The organism is Pseudomonas multiresinivorans, from assembly GCF_012971725.1.
Taxonomy (GTDB): domain Bacteria; phylum Pseudomonadota; class Gammaproteobacteria; order Pseudomonadales; family Pseudomonadaceae; genus Pseudomonas; species Pseudomonas multiresinivorans.
On the sequence record NZ_CP048833.1, the window covers coordinates 1,866,866 to 1,882,338 of the forward strand.

The 15,473-nt window shown below is 66.2% G+C and carries 14 protein-coding genes; 4 read left to right on the forward strand and 10 right to left on the reverse strand.

The window, feature by feature from the left end; genetic code table 11:
* Window positions 1-72 precede the first annotated feature (72 nt).
* Together G4G71_RS08560 and G4G71_RS08565 are read left to right on the forward strand one after the other, a co-directional pair.
* Entirely contained in the window at window positions 73-1,185 is a 1,113-nt protein-coding gene (locus G4G71_RS08560; RefSeq protein ID WP_169936806.1) for an NADH:flavin oxidoreductase, read from the forward strand.
* Between the two features lie 313 nt (window positions 1,186-1,498).
* Complete coding sequence (locus tag G4G71_RS08565) at window positions 1,499-2,458, forward strand: DegV family protein (protein ID WP_054908668.1); 960 nt, start codon at window positions 1,499-1,501, stop codon at window positions 2,456-2,458.
* 3 nt (window positions 2,459-2,461) lie between these two features.
* Here the strand turns inward: G4G71_RS08565 and G4G71_RS08570 are convergent, their stop codons facing one another.
* The 3 genes from G4G71_RS08570 to G4G71_RS08580 all read right to left on the reverse strand — a co-directional run bounded on the left by G4G71_RS08570 (window position 2,462) and on the right by G4G71_RS08580 (window position 6,512).
* Window positions 2,462-3,658 carry a glycosyltransferase family 4 protein gene (locus G4G71_RS08570; protein WP_169936808.1) on the reverse strand — a complete coding sequence of 399 codons (1,197 nt, stop codon included), beginning with the start codon at window positions 3,656-3,658 and terminating at the stop codon, window positions 2,462-2,464.
* Window positions 3,659-3,741: 83 nt separating this feature from the next.
* A complete protein-coding gene (cysZ, locus tag G4G71_RS08575; RefSeq protein WP_169936810.1) occupies window positions 3,742-4,482 on the reverse strand; it encodes a sulfate transporter CysZ in 741 nt (246 codons plus the stop codon).
* A 98-nt stretch (window positions 4,483-4,580) separates the two neighbouring features.
* Window positions 4,581-6,512: a sensor domain-containing diguanylate cyclase gene (locus tag G4G71_RS08580; RefSeq protein WP_169936812.1), complete on the reverse strand. Its 1,932-nt coding sequence runs from the start codon at window positions 6,510-6,512 to the stop codon at window positions 4,581-4,583.
* 422 nt (window positions 6,513-6,934) lie between these two features.
* On the opposite strand from G4G71_RS08580, the gene trxB reads away from it, so the two are divergent.
* The gene (gene trxB / locus G4G71_RS08585; protein ID WP_169936815.1) at window positions 6,935-7,879 is read left to right on the forward strand and encodes a thioredoxin-disulfide reductase; all 945 of its coding nucleotides are present in this window, start codon (window positions 6,935-6,937) and stop codon (window positions 7,877-7,879) included.
* Window positions 7,880-7,942: 63 nt separating this feature from the next.
* Here the strand turns inward: trxB and G4G71_RS08590 are convergent, their stop codons facing one another.
* The 6 genes from G4G71_RS08590 to G4G71_RS08615 are packed head-to-tail and all read right to left on the reverse strand — an operon-like array spanning window position 7,943 to window position 13,260.
* Entirely contained in the window at window positions 7,943-9,136 is a 1,194-nt protein-coding gene (locus tag G4G71_RS08590) for a thiolase family protein (RefSeq protein WP_169936817.1), read from the reverse strand.
* Between the two features lie 15 nt (window positions 9,137-9,151).
* On the reverse strand, window positions 9,152-9,805 hold the full coding sequence (locus tag G4G71_RS08595; RefSeq protein ID WP_169936819.1) for a 3-oxoacid CoA-transferase subunit B: 654 nt from the start codon (window positions 9,803-9,805) through the stop codon (window positions 9,152-9,154).
* Complete coding sequence (locus G4G71_RS08600) at window positions 9,780-10,460, reverse strand: CoA transferase subunit A (protein WP_054908675.1); 681 nt, start codon at window positions 10,458-10,460, stop codon at window positions 9,780-9,782. The genes G4G71_RS08595 and G4G71_RS08600 overlap by 26 nt, the downstream gene beginning before the upstream one ends.
* A complete protein-coding gene (locus tag G4G71_RS08605) occupies window positions 10,457-11,785 on the reverse strand; it encodes an aminotransferase family protein (RefSeq protein WP_169936821.1) in 1,329 nt (442 codons plus the stop codon). The genes G4G71_RS08600 and G4G71_RS08605 overlap by 4 nt, the downstream gene beginning before the upstream one ends.
* A 54-nt stretch (window positions 11,786-11,839) precedes the next feature.
* The gene (locus G4G71_RS08610; protein ID WP_169936823.1) at window positions 11,840-12,601 is read right to left on the reverse strand and encodes an amino acid ABC transporter ATP-binding protein; all 762 of its coding nucleotides are present in this window, start codon (window positions 12,599-12,601) and stop codon (window positions 11,840-11,842) included.
* Complete coding sequence (locus tag G4G71_RS08615; protein ID WP_054908678.1) at window positions 12,598-13,260, reverse strand: amino acid ABC transporter permease; 663 nt, start codon at window positions 13,258-13,260, stop codon at window positions 12,598-12,600. The genes G4G71_RS08610 and G4G71_RS08615 overlap by 4 nt, the downstream gene beginning before the upstream one ends.
* Window positions 13,261-13,470: 210 nt before the next feature.
* On the opposite strand from G4G71_RS08615, the gene G4G71_RS08620 reads away from it, so the two are divergent.
* On the forward strand, window positions 13,471-14,400 hold the full coding sequence (locus G4G71_RS08620) for a LysR family transcriptional regulator (protein WP_169936825.1): 930 nt from the start codon (window positions 13,471-13,473) through the stop codon (window positions 14,398-14,400).
* Between the two features lie 30 nt (window positions 14,401-14,430).
* Here the strand turns inward: G4G71_RS08620 and G4G71_RS08625 are convergent, their stop codons facing one another.
* Complete coding sequence (locus tag G4G71_RS08625) at window positions 14,431-15,462, reverse strand: histone deacetylase family protein (RefSeq protein WP_169936827.1); 1,032 nt, start codon at window positions 15,460-15,462, stop codon at window positions 14,431-14,433.
* Window positions 15,463-15,473 lie beyond the last annotated feature (11 nt).

Genomic DNA, 15,473 nt, shown 5'->3' on the forward strand with positions numbered 1-15,473 from the left:
GAGTCATCACTCATTTTTCCAGCCCCACTCAAAAACGAGACGACCGGTCGCCTGGCCGTCATGGAGACTTCAATGACTGCATCCGTAGATACCCTGTTCTCGCCCTTCCGCCTGGGCGATCTGGAACTGCCCACGCGCATCGTGATGGCGCCGATGACCCGCAACTTCACTCCGGGCGGCGTACCCCACGCCCAGGTCGTCGAGTATTACCGTCGCCGCGCCGCTGCCGGCGTCGGCCTGATCGTTACCGAAGGCACCACGGTCAACCACAAGGCTGCCAACGGCTACCCGAACGTGCCGCGCTTCCATGGTGAAGACGCCCTGGCCGGCTGGAAGCAGGTGGTCGACGCCGTGCACGCCGAAGGCGGCAAGATCGTCCCGCAACTGTGGCACGTCGGCGCCGTGCGCCGCCTGGGCACCGAGCCGGACGCCAGCGTTCCGGGCTATGGCCCCAGCGGCAAGGAAAAGGACGGCACCGTGCTGGTCCATGAGATGACCAAGGAAGACATCCAGGACGTCATCGCCGCCTTTGCCCAGGCCGCCGTCGACGCCAAGTCCATCGGCATGGACGGTGTGGAAATCCACGGCGCCCACGGCTACCTGATCGACCAGTTCTTCTGGGACGGCAGCAACAAGCGCACCGACGAATACGGCGGCAGCCTGGCCAACCGTTCGCGCTTCGCCATCGAGCTGATCCAGGCCGTGCGCGCGGCCGTCGGCCCCGACTACCCGATCATCTTCCGCTTCTCCCAGTGGAAGCAGCAGGACTACAGCGCCCGCCTGGTGCAGACTCCCGAGGAGCTGGAAGCCTTCCTCAAACCGCTGTCGGATGCCGGCGTGGACATCTTCCACTGCTCCACCCGCCGCTTCTGGATTCCGGAATTCGAAGGCTCCGACCTCAACCTCGCCGGCTGGACCCGCCAGCTCACCGGCAAGCCGACCATCACCGTCGGCAACGTCGGCCTGGACGGCAGCGAGTTCCTGGCGTTCTTCGGCAACACCGAGGAAGTTGCCCAGCCGTCGGGCATCGACGGCTTGCTGGAGCGTCTGAACAAGGAAGAGTTCGACCTGGTCGCCGTCGGTCGTGCTCTGCTGGTCGACCCGGACTGGGCGCTGAAGGTCCGCGACGGTCGCCTTGCCGATATCAAGCCGTTCAGCCGTGACGCGCTGATGTCGCTGGCCTGATTCGCTCGCGCCTGCCCCCCAAAAGCCCCTGGCACCCACGGTGCCAGGGGCTTTTTTTGCTCTTCGTAGGAGCGAGCTTGCTCGCGAATCGAGTCCACAGCAGTGCCAGTTCGCGAGCAAGCTCGCTCCTACAAGTGATGCCTCGTTTATGGCTGGTTATTGATTGCCTGAATGGTCTGAAAACACCGTCCCAGGCGTTTACAAATCTTTTCCGAGACCCACCTTTCCGCATGCTGACTTCCCAGTCCGAAACGGGCAGAGTATGAACGCGTTCACACAACAATAGGCCGGGAGACGGCCATAGGAGTAAGTCATGCGGATCGGCTTGGTAGTCGATGCAACCTGCGACCTTCCCCCCGAATTCCTTGCTGCCCACAACATTCGCGTCCTCCCCATCGGTATCCGTGTGGGCGAGCGTCGCATCGTCGATGATCGCGATCCCGACACCACCCTGACGTTCTATTCCCAGGACCTGCCCAAGGTCGGCCCCGAGGACGGCAGCGAGCCGCTGACGCCGGCGCAGACCCACGACTGGTTCCTGGAAAAGCTGGTCACCGATTTCGACTACGTGATCTGCCTGACCGTCAGCAGCCAGCGCAGCCCGATCTTCGACAACGCCACCCAGGCCTCCTTCAGCCTCCTGCAGAGCTACAAGGAACGCCGCGCCGCCGCCGGCATCGCCGGGCCGTTCGCGCTGCGGGTGATCGATAGCCAGACCGTGTTCGCCGGCCTGGCCGTGCTGGCCGCCGAAGGCGTGCGCCTGCTCGGCGAAGATCAGCATCCCAACGCCGTGCGCACCCGCCTGGAGCAGCTCAGCCAGCAGATGAACACCTTCCTGGTCGCCAGCGACCTGGGGCACATCCGTCGCCGTGGCTTCCAGAAGGGCGACCGCAGCAGCATCGGCGACCGCCTGCGCGGCGCCTTCCTCGGACTGGGTTCGATGCTCGACATGAAGCCGGTGCTGAGCCTGGTGCAGGGCGAGGACAAGCCAGTGTCGGTGTCGCCGAACTATGAGAAGTCCGCCGAGCGCCTGCTCAACTTCGCCCGCGCGCGGGTCGAGGCAGGTGAGCTGCTGGCGCCGCAGATGAGCCTGAGTTACGCCGGCGATCCTTCCGCGCTGCGTGACCTGCCGGGCTTCGCCGCGCTGGAAGCGGCCTGCCAGGCCAAGGGCGTGCAGGTGCACCTGGCGATGCTCAGCCCCACCGGCGGCATCAACCTCGGCGCCGGCGCCATGAGCCTGTCCTTTGCCGCCGAGCCCAAGCCCTTCGCCTGATCGCTATTTGTGGGTTTCAGGGTGGCCCAGGCCGCCGGGGTTCTTCCCCGGCAGCCCCGCGCGGCAGGCTTCCTGCAGATAGCCCTCGAAGCGTTCGACCACCGTGTCCCACGCCTGGTGGATGGCGTGGTGACGGGCGTTGAGACGCACCCGGCGCAAACGCTCCGGGTCCGCCAGCAGCCAGCTCGCCGCTTCGAAGAAGCTCTGGCTCTCGCCCGGAACGCCGAGCACGCCGTTGTGCCCGTGGCGGATGTGCTGGCCGGCGGCCGCCTGGTCGAAGGCCACCACCGCCAGCCCTGAGGCCAGCGCCTCCAGCACCACATTGCCAAAGGTTTCCGACAGGCTGGGGAACAGGAACAGATCGCCGCTGGCATAGTGCCGGGCCAGTTCCTCGCCACGCTGCAGGCCACAGAACAGCGCTTCGGGCAGTTCCTTCTGCAGGTGCGCGCGCTGCGGGCCGTCACCGACTATCACTAGGCGCAGTTTCAGCTGCGGGTGTTCCGCGCACAGGGCGCGGAAGCTGCTGCCCAGCAGCGACAGGTTTTTCTCCGCTGCCAGCCGGCCTACATGCAACACAGCGATATCCCGCTCGCCCAGGCCCCATTCGCGACGCAGCGCTTCGTCGCGGCGGGCGGGGTTGAACAGTTGGCTGTCGACGCCGCGCGAGAGCTGCGCCAGGCGCTCGAAGCCGCGCCGCTGCAGCTCCATGGACTGGCTGGCGCTGGGCACCAGGGTCTGCTGGGTGCGGTTGTGGAACCAGCGCAGGTACAGGGTCACCAGGCGCATCAGCGGGCCAAAACCGTAGTGCGCGCTGTACTGCTGGAAATTGGTGTGGAAGCCGCTGATCACCGGGATCCGCAGGCGCCGGGCGGCGCGCAGGGCGGCGAGGCCGAGGGGGCCTTCGGTGGCGATGTAGAGCACATCCGGGCGGGTGCGTTTCCAGTGGCGCATCAGCTTGTGCAGGCACGACTGGCCCCATTGCAGGCCGGGGTAGCCGGGCAGCGGCCAGCCACGGGTCAGCACCAGCTGGCCATCGCTGTGTCGGTCTTCGTCGCCCTGCTGGCGCGGGCGGACGACCTGGATCTGGTGTCCGAGATGCAACAGCCCTGAGGCCAGCCGGCCGAGGGTGTTGGCCACGCCGTTGATTTCCGGCGGAAAGGTTTCGCAGATCAGCGCGATGCGCAGGGGAGTCGTGGTCATGCTCGCAGTGTCCCGGCGCGCGGTGGCGCGCCGATGACAATGCGATGATCGATAGGTGACAGCCGCTCAGGTGCGGCGGCGGGTTACTTCACCAGCGCCTTGTCACCACCCTCGCGCACCCAGAACAGCACGGCGCCGGCCACGGCGGCGGGCATGGCGACCAGGTTGACCACCGGGATCAGCAGCGCCAGGTAGGTGATGCCACCGAAGCCCATGCAGGCCCAGCGCTTGCTGCGCAGCCAGGCGAGCATCTCGTTCCAGCCCAGCTTGTGGTTGTCCGCCGGGTAGTCGATGTACTGCACCGCCATCATCCACACGCCGAAGATCAGCCACAGCGGTGCAGCGATCAGGTTCAGGCCGGGGATCAGGCTGAGGATGAACAGCGCGATGGCGCGTGGCAGGAAGTAGCCGAGCTTGCGCAGCTCGCGGCCGATGGTACGCGGCACCATGGCCATCAGCTCGCCCCAGCTGAATTCGGGGAAGTCGTCGGTGCCGCGCACCACGACTTCGACCTTCTCCGCCAGGAAGCCGTTGAAGGGCGCGGCGATGATGTTGGCGATCATGGTGAAGGTGAAGAACACGATCAGCAGGACCAGCGCGACGAACAGCGGCCAGAGGATGAACTGCAGGAAGCTCAGCCAGTCCGGCAGGGTCGGCATCAGCCAGTCGACCCAGTGGCTGAACTGATTGATGGCGAAGCCGACCAGACCGACGAACAGCAGGATGTTGATGCTCAGGGGCAGCAGCACGAACAGCCGCAGGCCGGGGCGCATCATCAGTTTCAGGCCTTCGCTGAGGTATTGCGGGCCGCTCAGGGTGGACATCGGACTCTCCAGGGTTGAACCGTAGGCGACCTTAGCAGACCCGGCGAAGGCCCGGCGAGCCGTCTGTTTTGCCGGGTATGTGCATCGCAGCCGCGCGTTCAGGCGACCGTGTAGCGATAACAGCGGTTGCGTTCCTGCTTGGCCTGGTACATGGCGATGTCGGCGGCGCGGGTCAGGGCGTCGGCATCGGCGGCGTCCTGCGGGTAGAAGGCGATGCCGATGCTGGGGGTGACGAAGTCGATCACCTGGCCGCCCAGGCGGTACTCGGCGCCGAGTACACCCAGCAGGCGCATGCCCAGAGCTTCGGCCTGATCCGGCTGGGCATTTTCCAGCAGCACGGCGAATTCGTCGCCGCCCAGGCGGAATGCCTGGTCCGGCTGGCGCAGGCTGCCGCGCATGCGCTCGCCGACCGTGCTGAGCAGCGCATCGCCAATGGCGTGGCCGAAGCGGTCATTGACCTGCTTGAAACGGTCCAGGTCGATGTACAGCAGGGCCACTCGATTGCTGTGCACGATGGCGCGCTGCAACTGCTCGTTGAAGGCCTTGCGGTTGCCCAGTGCGGTCAGCGTGTCTCGATACGCGAGGTCGATCAATTGCTTCTGGTAGGCCACCTGGTCGCTGATGTCGCGCAGGATGCCGCGGAAGCCCTGGAATTCACCCTGGCCATCGCGGATCGCCGAGAGCCGTGTTTCGCAGCTCACCAGCCGCCCGTCGCGGCGCTTGAACGGGGCGGAGAAGGTGGTTTCCTGCTCGTCGTCGCGGACCTTGTCGTACAGGCTCTGGGCGCGGTGATAGTCCTCCTCCTGCAACAGGATGCTGAAGTGCTGGCCGCTGAGCTGGTCGGCGGCGTAGTCGAGCATCCGGCACAGTGCTGGGTTGACGGTGCGGATGATGCCCCGGGTGTCCATCTCGAAGTAGCCATCGCGGATGGCATCGAGGATGGCGCGATCGCGCGCCTCGCTCTGCTCCAGGCGATCGAGGGTACGGTTCATCTCGCTGGCCAGTTGGCCCAGTTCGTCCGTCCCCTGTGGGCTCAGGCGCAAGGCGGTGCGGTCCTGCCCGATGACCGCTACCTCGCGGTTCATGCTGCTGACCCGGCGAATGATGCGCAGCTCCAGGGCCACGTAGGCGAGCAGGATGGCGCCGCCGAGCAGGGCCAGGGTCAGGTAGAGGAACAGGCTGACCGACTGCCGGCCTTGCTGGTACAGCGGCCGGGGGCTGGTCAGTTCCAGGCGCAATTGAGGCCGGCCGCGGGAGTCGAGATAGAGCAGCGACATCTGCTGGCTGTTCTCGTCCAGCAGATGCCGCGAGCTGAGCAGGGTGGCGCCGCGCCCGGTGGGGATGTTCAGGGTGCGCCAGTCCTTGCCCTGTACCGGGTCCTGGGCCAGGCGCAGGCTCGCGCCCATCTGCGTTTGAAGGTTGTACATGCGCGCCCTGTCGAGCAGCACACCGGCGATGACCACGCCGGCCGGCTCGGCGGTGCCCGCGGTATTGCTGATGGGATAGCTGAGCAGCAGCTGCGGCACGCCTTCGATCTGCAGCAACTGGTCGAGGCTGTGGCGCGGGTCGCCATCGATATCCAGGGCGCCCAGTTCCAGTGCGGTGCGCAGGATGCCGTCGCGCAGCCGGGCGGTGTCGGGCACCGGCTGGCCGGGGAAGCGTCGGGCCAGCTCGTCGAGTTTCCATTGCTGGGCGAGGATGTGCCCGTCGCGGTCGACAAACAGGACATAGTCGAAGCCGAGGATGCCCAGCAGGTCCTGGTCCAGGTTGTCCTCGATGAAGCGCGCCTGCGGCAGGCGCATGAACTGGTAGCTGGCATCCCACCAGGCGTAGCTGTGGACGATGTCGAGGTTACGCTGTTTTTCGTAGGCGACGCGGTTGTGGACGATACGTACCTCGTCGGCCAGGTGCTGGCGGTCCCCGCGGTCGAAGCGGTCGAGCAGGATCATGTCCGACAGCAGCCAGACCCCGGCGAGGCTCGCGGCGAACAGGGGCAGGCACAGCCAAAGCAGGCGGGCGCGAAGATTCATGGTGGTCCGGGTGACCTCTGGTTTGCTTGAGTCTAGACACAGGTGCAGTGGCTGCCCGCCACATAGGGGCAGCCTATGGGGGGCATTGAGATTGGGCATTTCAGCAGGACGCGGCGGCGGCGGTAAGCTGCGCGCCATCTGGTATCGAACGAGTTCGAGGGTCGATCCGACACTCCCTGACTTATCTCAAGGAGCGCAGGACGACCGAGGAAATCCCTGACTTATCTCAAGGGTTTTCCGGAGTTCTGCGGGACAATGCGATCCGTGACTCAGGTCACACCGCATTGTCCTCAGTCTCCGGGCCGTGCGGTCCGCGCAAGAAACCTTTCAGTGGAGCTGCCGCCCTCCCAACCTTCCCCCTGGTGCTTTGGCAGCTCCCTTTTCTTTTGCACCCGCTCTTCACCCGAGCACTGGAGGCTGTCATGTCCGATCGTCACGCGCGCGTCATCATTCTGGGTTCGGGGCCTGCGGGTTACAGCGCCGCGGTCTACGCCGCCCGCGCCAACCTCAAGCCGCTACTGATCACAGGCTTGCAGGCTGGCGGCCAGCTGACCACTACCACCGAAGTCGACAACTGGCCGGGCGACCCCCATGGCCTGACCGGCCCGGCGCTGATGCAGCGCATGCAGGAACACGCCGAGCGTTTCGAGACCGAGATCGTCTTCGACCATATCCATGGCGTGGACCTGGCCGGCAAGCCGTTCGTGCTCAAGGGCGACAGCGGCACCTACACCGCGGATGCCCTGATCATCGCCACCGGAGCCAGTGCACGTTATCTCGGCCTGCCGTCGGAAGAGGCGTTCATGGGCAAGGGCGTGTCCGCCTGCGCCACCTGCGACGGCTTCTTCTACCGCAACCGCGAAGTGGCGGTGGTGGGCGGCGGCAACACCGCCGTGGAAGAGGCGCTGTACCTGGCCAATATCGCCAGCAAGGTGACCCTGGTGCACCGCCGCGACAGCTTCCGTTCCGAGAAGATCCTGCAGGACAAGCTGCGTGCCCGCGTCGCCGAGGGCAAGATCGAACTGCGCCTGAATGCCCAGGTGGAAGAGGTGCTGGGCGATGCCATGGGCGTCACCGGCGTGCGCCTGCGCCATAACGATGGCGAGGCTTCGGAACTGAAGGTGGACGGCCTGTTCGTCGCCATCGGCCACACGCCGAACACCGCGTTGTTCGAAGGTCAGCTTGAGCTGAAGGACGGCTATCTGGTGGTCAACGGCGGCCGCGAAGGCAATGCCACGGCGACCAGCATCCCCGGCGTGTTCGCCGCCGGCGACGTGGCCGACCATGTCTACCGCCAGGCGATCACTTCCGCCGGCGCTGGCTGCATGGCCGCGCTGGACGTCGAGCGCTACCTGGATTCCCTGTAACGGCCCGAAGAGCCGGCGTGCAGGAAGGGGCCCCGTTATGCGGGGCCTTTTTCTTTGTCGGGCTCAGAGGCATTCCAGCAGCGCCGCCGCACCCTGCCCGCCGCCAATACACATGCTGACCACGACGTAGCGCGCATTGCGCCGACCACCTTCGAGCAGCGCGTGACCTACCAGGCGTGTGCCGCTCATGCCGTAGGGATGGCCGAGGGCGATGGCACCGCCGTTGACGTTCAGTCGTTCGGCCGGGATGCCCAGGGTCTGCGCGCAGTACACAACCTGCGAGGCGAAGGCTTCGTTGATTTCCCACAGGTCGATGTCGTCGATCGTCAGCCGGCAACGCTGCAACAACTTGCGGATTGCCGGTACCGGGCCGATGCCCATTTCGTCGGGCGCGCAGCCTTCCACCACGCAACTGACCAGACGCCCCAGCGGTTGCAGGTCGTGGCGCTGCAACTGCGCTTCAGAGACCACCAGGCAGGCGGCAGAGCCATCGGACAGCGGGCAGGCGTTACCGGCGCTGACCGAGCCCTGGGCAAACACCGGCGACAGCGCCGCCAGGCCTTCGGCGCTGGTGCCCGGTCGCGGACATTCGTCGCGAGCCACCTCGATCTCGACGAAGGACTGCTCGCCGCTGCTGCGATCTTCGATGCGCTGAACGGTTCGGACCGCTGCGATCTCCGCCTCAAACAGACCCTGGGCCTGCGCAGTGGCGGCGCGTCGCTGGCTCTCCAGCGCGTAGGCGTCCTGTGCCTCACGAGTGACGCCGTAGCGCGTGGCGACCACTTCGGCTGTCTCGACCATCGGCATGTAGGCGGCGGGCAGGACTTCCAGCAACTGGCGGTCCTGACGCCGGTAGGTATTCATGTGCTTGTTTTGCACCAGGCTGATTGACTCCACGCCGCCGGCGAGGATCAGCTCGGCGTCGCCGGCCTGGATGCGCTGGCTGGCGATGGCCACCGACATCAGGCCGGAGGCGCACTGGCGGTCCACGGTCATGCCGGGGGTGCGCACCGGCAGCCGTGCCGCCAATGCCGCCATGCGACCAATGTTGTAGTACTGCGAGCCCTCGGGCAGGGCGCAGCCGAGGATCACATCGTCGATGGCCTGCGGGTCGAGGTCGTGCCGTTGCAGGACGGCACGCAGGGCGAAGGCGGCCAGGGTTGGCGCGTCGGTGTCATTGAACGCGCCGCGATAGGCCCGGCCGATGGGCGTGCGGGCGTAACCGGCGATGTACGCCGGGGAGGCAGTCGTAGTCATGGTTGGCAGTCCGGGTCAGTGGCGGGCGTCGCGGAAGGGCGCGGTGATCGCTTGCAGTTGGGCCAGGCTCAGGTCGCCGAGGATTTCCCGCAGCAGCAGGCCTTCGTCGTCGATGTCGAATACTGCGTGTTCGGTGATGATCCGCGTCACGCAGCGGCGCGCGGTGAGCGGCAGCTCGCAGCGTTCGACGATCTTCGCGCGGCCGTCCTTGTCGCAGTGCGGCATGGTGACGATCACCTGGCGGGCCTTCTGCGCCAGTTCCGCGCCGCCGCCGATGCCGGCGACGATCTTGCCCGGCACCAGCCAGTTGGCCAGGTCGCCGTGCTGGGAAACCTGCAGCGCGCCGAGAAAGGTGATGTCGAGCAGGCCGCGGCGGATGATGCCGAAGGAGGTGGCGCTGTCGACGATGGCGCCGCCCGGCACCACGGTGACGTAGCCGCCACCGGCGTCGATCAGCTCGGCGTCTAGGTTGTGCGCGCCAGCCTGCGGGCCGACGCCGACGATGCCGTTCTCCGAGTGGATCCACACCTGGATGTGCTCCGGCACGTAGCCGGGAATCAGGGTCGGCAGGCCGATGCCGAGGTTCACCAGCTGGCCGTCGCGGATTTCCCGCGCGGCGCGGCGGGCGATGATTTCCCGCGGATCAGCGAGGGATGGGCTGGTACTCATGGGAGCTCCTTGTGACGGCGACCAGGTGGTGCACGAAGATGCCGGGGGTGTGGATGCTGTCGGCCGCCAATGCCTGCTCGCTGAGGTCGTAGACCTCGGCGATCACGCGGTCGGCGGCCATCGCCATCAGCGGGCCGAAGTTGCGCGCGCTGCCGTGGTATTGCAGGTTGCCGGCGTGGTCGGCACGGTGCCCGGCAATGAAGGCGTAGTCGGCGCGCAGCGCAGTTTCGACGTACAGCTGGCGACCTTCGAGCGTCACCGTCTGGCGCTGCTCGCCGAGTTCCTCGGGAATCTCGATGTCGCTGAGGAAAGCCGGCAGGCCGACGCCGGCGCAGCGGATGCGCTCGGCGAACAGGCCCTGGGAAACGAACTCCACTTCCAGTTGCCCGGCGGTGTAGGCCTTGCGCGCGGCGCCACTCAGACCGAGGTGGGTGGTGACCATCTTGCGGATGGCACCAGCCTCGATCAGCCGCGACACGCCGTAGCCGTCCTGGTTTGCGTCATTCTTGATAATGGTCAGGTCACGCTTGCCCTGCCGCGTGAGTTCTTCCAGCAGGGAGAATGGCGTGCCGGGGGAGCCGAAGCCGCCCACCATGATGCTGCTGCCGTCGGCGATGCCGGCGACGGCCTGCTCCAGCGTGCACTGCTTGTTCATCGGCCGGCCTGCTGCGCCTGGAAGGCGTCAAAGGTAGCGCCGAGCAGTTCGACGATTTCGTCGCACTGTTCGCGGGTAGTGATCAGCGGCGGCGAGATCAGCGTGTGGTCGCCCTGTTCGCCCATCAGCGAGCGGCGCGGATAGATGATCAGGCCGCGCTCGCGGGCCAGGCGGGTGATGCTGTCGCTGACGTTGGCGGCCAGCGGGAAGGGCGTCTTGCCGTCGCGGTCGGCGACGTACTCGATGGCCTGCAGGTAGCCGCGGCCGCGCACGTCACCGATGAATTCGTAGCGCGCGCCAAGAGCCTTGAGGCGATCCAGCAGGTAGGCCCCATTTTCGGCGACCTTGCTCACCAGGTTCTCATCCTCGATGGCCTGGATCACCGCCAGTGCGGTGGCGCTGGCCAGCGGGTTGCCGGCGTAGGTGTAGCCATGCTGGAAGCCGCCCGAGGAGAGGATCGGGTCGGTCAGCTCGGCGCGGGTCAGCACCGCCGACACCGGGTAGTAGCCGGCACCCAGGCCCTTGGCCAGGCAGAGGATGTCGGCCTGCACGTCCCAGTGTTCGTAGCCGAACCAGCGGCCGGTGCGGCCGATGCCGGTCATCACTTCGTCGAGGATCAGCAGGATGCCGTGGCGCTTGCAGATCGCCTGGATACGCGGGAAGTACGCATCGTGCGGCACTTCCGCGCCGGTACTGGCGCCGCCGATGGGTTCGGCGATGAAGGCGGCGACGTTCTGCGCGCCGATTTCCAGGATGGCCGCTTCCAGTTCGTCGGCGCAGGCAATCGCGTGGGCCTCGGCGCTCAGGCCGGCGGGTACGCGGTACTGGGTCGGCGAGGTGATCTTCGGGTAGTGCTGGAACATCGGCTCGAAGGGTTGGGTCAGCGGCGTGTAGCTGGTCATCGCCAGCGCACCCATGGTCGAGCCGTGGTAGGCCGGCTTGCGGCTGATGAACACCCGGCGCTGCGCTTCGCCCTTGGCATACCAGTACTGGCGGGCGATCTTCAGCGCCGACTCGACCGACTCGGAGCCGCCCGAGGAGAAGAACACCCGGTCGAAGCGCTGGCCGGTGAGGTTGACCAGACGCTCGGCGAGGTCCAGCGCCGGCTGGTTCTCGAACTGGGTACGGTAGGCGAAGGCGACCTTGTCCAGTTGCGCCAGCATTGCCTCGCGCACTGCCGGATGGCCGTGGCCGAGCTGCGCGACGATGGCCCCGGAGCAGGCGTCCAGGTAGCGCTGGCCGTGTTCGTCCCAGGCGTAGATGCCCTGGGCGTGGGAGACGGTCGGCAGGCGCACCGCGGATTGGTAGAACAGGTAGTCGGACATGCGAATCCCCTGATTGTCGGCGCCCGCCTTGGCGTGCGCGCTGGATTGGGCGTATCAGCCGATGTCGGCGAGGAACGCGCGGGTGCGTTGCTGTTGTGGCGCGCGGAACACTTCCTGCGGGGTGCCCTGCTCGACGATGTTGCCGTCAGCCATGAACACCACGCGGTCGGCGACCTTCTCGGCGAAGCGCATCTCGTGAGTGACCACCATCATGGTCATGCCGCTGCGAGCCAGGCTCTCCATCACGTTGAGCACGCCACCGACCATTTCCGGGTCGAGCGCCGATGTCGGCTCGTCGAACAGCATCGCGTCGGGCTTCAGCGCCAAGGCGCGGGCAATCGCCACGCGTTGCTTCTGACCGCCGGAGAGGTTGCCGGGGTAGACGTCGCGCTTGTCCAGCACGCCGACCTTCTCCAGCAGCTCCTCGGCCTCGGCACGCGCCTGGCGCGGGTCGATGCCCTGCAACTGGGTCGGGGCGATGGTGATGTTCTCCAGCACGGTCAGGTGCGGGAACAGGTTGAAGTGCTGGAACACCATGCCGACTTTCATGCGCAGGCTGTTGAGGTACTTTTCCTGCGCGCGATGGCTGCGCTGGCGGTCGTTGATCAACTGGTCCTGGAAGAGGATTTCGCCGCGCGTCGGCTGTTCGAGCATGTTCACGCAGCGCAGCAGGGTGCTCTTGCCCGAGCCGCTGGGGCCGATCAGCACCATCACCTCGCCCTTGTGCACGCCCAGGTCGATGCCCTTGAGCACCTCCAGCGGGCCGTAGTGCTTGTGGATATCTTTCAGCTGGATTTGTACGTCGGCGCGGCTCATGCCCGTCCTCCCTTGAGCAGCAGGCGCCGCTCGAACAGTTGCAGCAGCAGGCTGGTGATGGTGGTCAGCAGCGCGTAGATCAGCGCGCAGGCGAAATACAGCTCGAACGGCTTGAACGTTGCGCCGACCAGTTGCTGGGTGCGCATGAACAGCTCGGCCAGGGTGATGGTGGACACCAGCGAGGTGTCCTTGATCAGGATGATCAGGTTGTTGCCCAGCGGCGGCACGATCAGCTTGAACGCCTGCGGCAGAATGATCAGCCGCATGGTCCGCGCGGTGCCGAAGCCTAGCGAGCGCGAGGCTTCGACCTGACCGAGGGGAATCGCCTGGATGCCGGCGCGGATGGTCTCGGCGTTGTAGGCGCCGACGTTCAGCGCCAGGCCGATCACCCCCGAGGTGAAGGGCGACAGTTCGAAGCCGAACTGCGGCAGGCCGAAGTAGATGATGAACAACTGCACCAGCAGCGGCGTCGAGCGGATCAGCCAGATGTAGCCGGCGGCGGTCCAGCGCAGGGCGCGGTGCCGGGACAGGCGGGCGAGGGCGGCGAGCAGGCCGATCAGCAGGCCGAAGACGATGGCCAGCAGGGTCAGCTCGACGGTAACGCCGGCCGCCTTGAGCAGCATCGGCAGGTAATGGAGCACAAGGTTGAAGTCGAACATTCTTATTCTCGGGATGGGTGTCGGGAGCCAAACGCGGGGAACGATTGGTGATTCCTACAAATTATTTTAATACCCAGGTGTTCGGTCCAAGACCCCTGTTCTGAAAGGGTTTCGGTTGTTCGAGAACACGTGGTGAGTCTTGCATTGACAAAAAACAGCGTCAATTTATGATCTTTTTTCATCATTTGACCGGCCAGGGTGTTCCCGACCATGCGTACCGAGTTCAGCCTGCGCGACCTGGAAATCTTCCACGCCATCGCCACCACCGGTTCGACGCGCCAGGCGGCGGTGCAGCTGGGGCTTACCCAGTCGGCCGTCAGCCACGCGCTGGCGCGGCTGGAGGAGTCGCTGAAGATTCGCCTGTTCGCCCGTGAGAACCAGCGCCTGCAGATCACTGCCGCAGGGCGCTACATGCTCAACGAGGCGATCCTGCTGATGGGCAACCTGGCGCGTATCGAGGAGGACTTGTTCGTCCTCCAGGACAGCGGCGTGGCGTCGCTGAAACTGGGCTGCGCGCCGGGGCTCGGGCATCGCTTTGGGCCGGCCCTGGTGCAGCGTTACCTGCAGGCGCACCCGGGGATCGCGGTGTCTCTGGATGTGGCGGCCAGCGGCCGGCTGATCGCCGATGTGGAGGCTGGAAGGCTGGACATGGCGCTGGTGTCCTATGAGGTGCACGAGCCCAACCTGCTGTTCGCGCCGATGGTGGCGGCACGCATGCGCGTGCTGATGCCGGCGGCAAGTGCGCTGGCAGAAAAGGCCGAGCTGGAACTGACCGACCTCGACGGGCAGACGCTGATCAAGCCGATCCAGTCGGACCACCTGATCTACCGCGACAACAGCCTGCGCCGTCTGCTGCGCCACGAGTTGCAGTCGAGCCTGTCGAGCATGGGCGCAATGATCGAGATGACCGGCGGGCTGAGCCTGGTCAACGCCATCACCGCCGCGGACCTGTGCGAAAACCCCAAGCTGGTCAGCCGCCCCTTCGCGCTGGAGCAGTGGTTCAACTTCTACCTGGTGTACAAGCAGGAGCTGAAGAGCAATCGGCTGATCGGCGATGTGCGCCTGGCGCTGGCGCAGGTGGTCGAGGCCATGCAGCAGCGCGAGGACTGTGCCGGGGCGTTGCGCCTGCCGGCAGTTTGAAACGGGCGGCCGAAGCCGCCCGCCGCTGATTCACGCGGTACGCCGGGGCGCCAGGAAACCCTTGAAGAACTGCTCGGCGTTTTCCTGCAGGCTCTCCAGGTGATAGCCGCCTTCCTGCACGATCAGCGTCGGCAGGCCTAGTTCGCCGATGGCCTGGCCGAGACGATTGAAGCCCTCGCTGGTCACCGCGACCTGCGACTGCGGGTCGAGCTCGTAGATATCGAAGCCCAGTGACAGCACCAGTACCTCGGGCTCGAACCGGCGCAGGGCCGCGATGGCCTCGCGCAGCCGCTCGAAGAACACCGACTCGGGCGAGCCGTGGGGCATGCTCAGGTTGAGGTTGTAGCCGTGGCCGGCTCCAGTGCCGCGCTCGTCCTCGTAGCCGGCGACCACCGGGTAGAAGTTGGTCGGGTCGCCATGGATCGACACGTACAGCACGTCGTCCCGCTCGTAGAAGATTTCCTGGATGCCCTGGCCGTGGTGCATGTCGGTATCCAGCACGGCGACGCGCGCATGGCCCTTGCGCAATTCCTGGGCGGCGATGGCGGCGTTGTTCAGGTAGCAGAAGCCACCAGCAGCATCGCGGCGTGCATGGTGTCCCGGCGGACGACACAGTGCATAGGCCTCGGGCTGGCCGTCGAGCAAGGCCCGTGCGCCGGCCACTGCGCTTTGCGCCGACCAGTAGGCGCCGCGCCAGGTCTGCTCGCCGACCGGGCAACTGCCATCGGCCAGGTAGCGTGCGGCCTTGGCGAGAATCCCGCGCAGCGGGTTGGGCTCGCGGACGAAGACGTTGGAGATCACTTCGTCGCCCCAGTCCTGGCCGGTAGCCTTCCACTCGGTGTGGGCTTCTTCGAGGAAGCGCAGGTACTCCGGGCTGTGCACGGCGCTCAGCGGTTGCATGCCGTGGTCATCCGGCTGGCGCAGCTCGAAGCCGAGCCGTTCCACGGCCTGCAGCAGGCGCCGCGGGCGTTCGGGGATTTCCTGCGGTACGCGCATCTGCCCACGGGACAGGTAGGTGCGGGGGTGGTGCAGGTACTGGTCGGGGTGGAAGTAAGTCAACATTGCGCGATGTC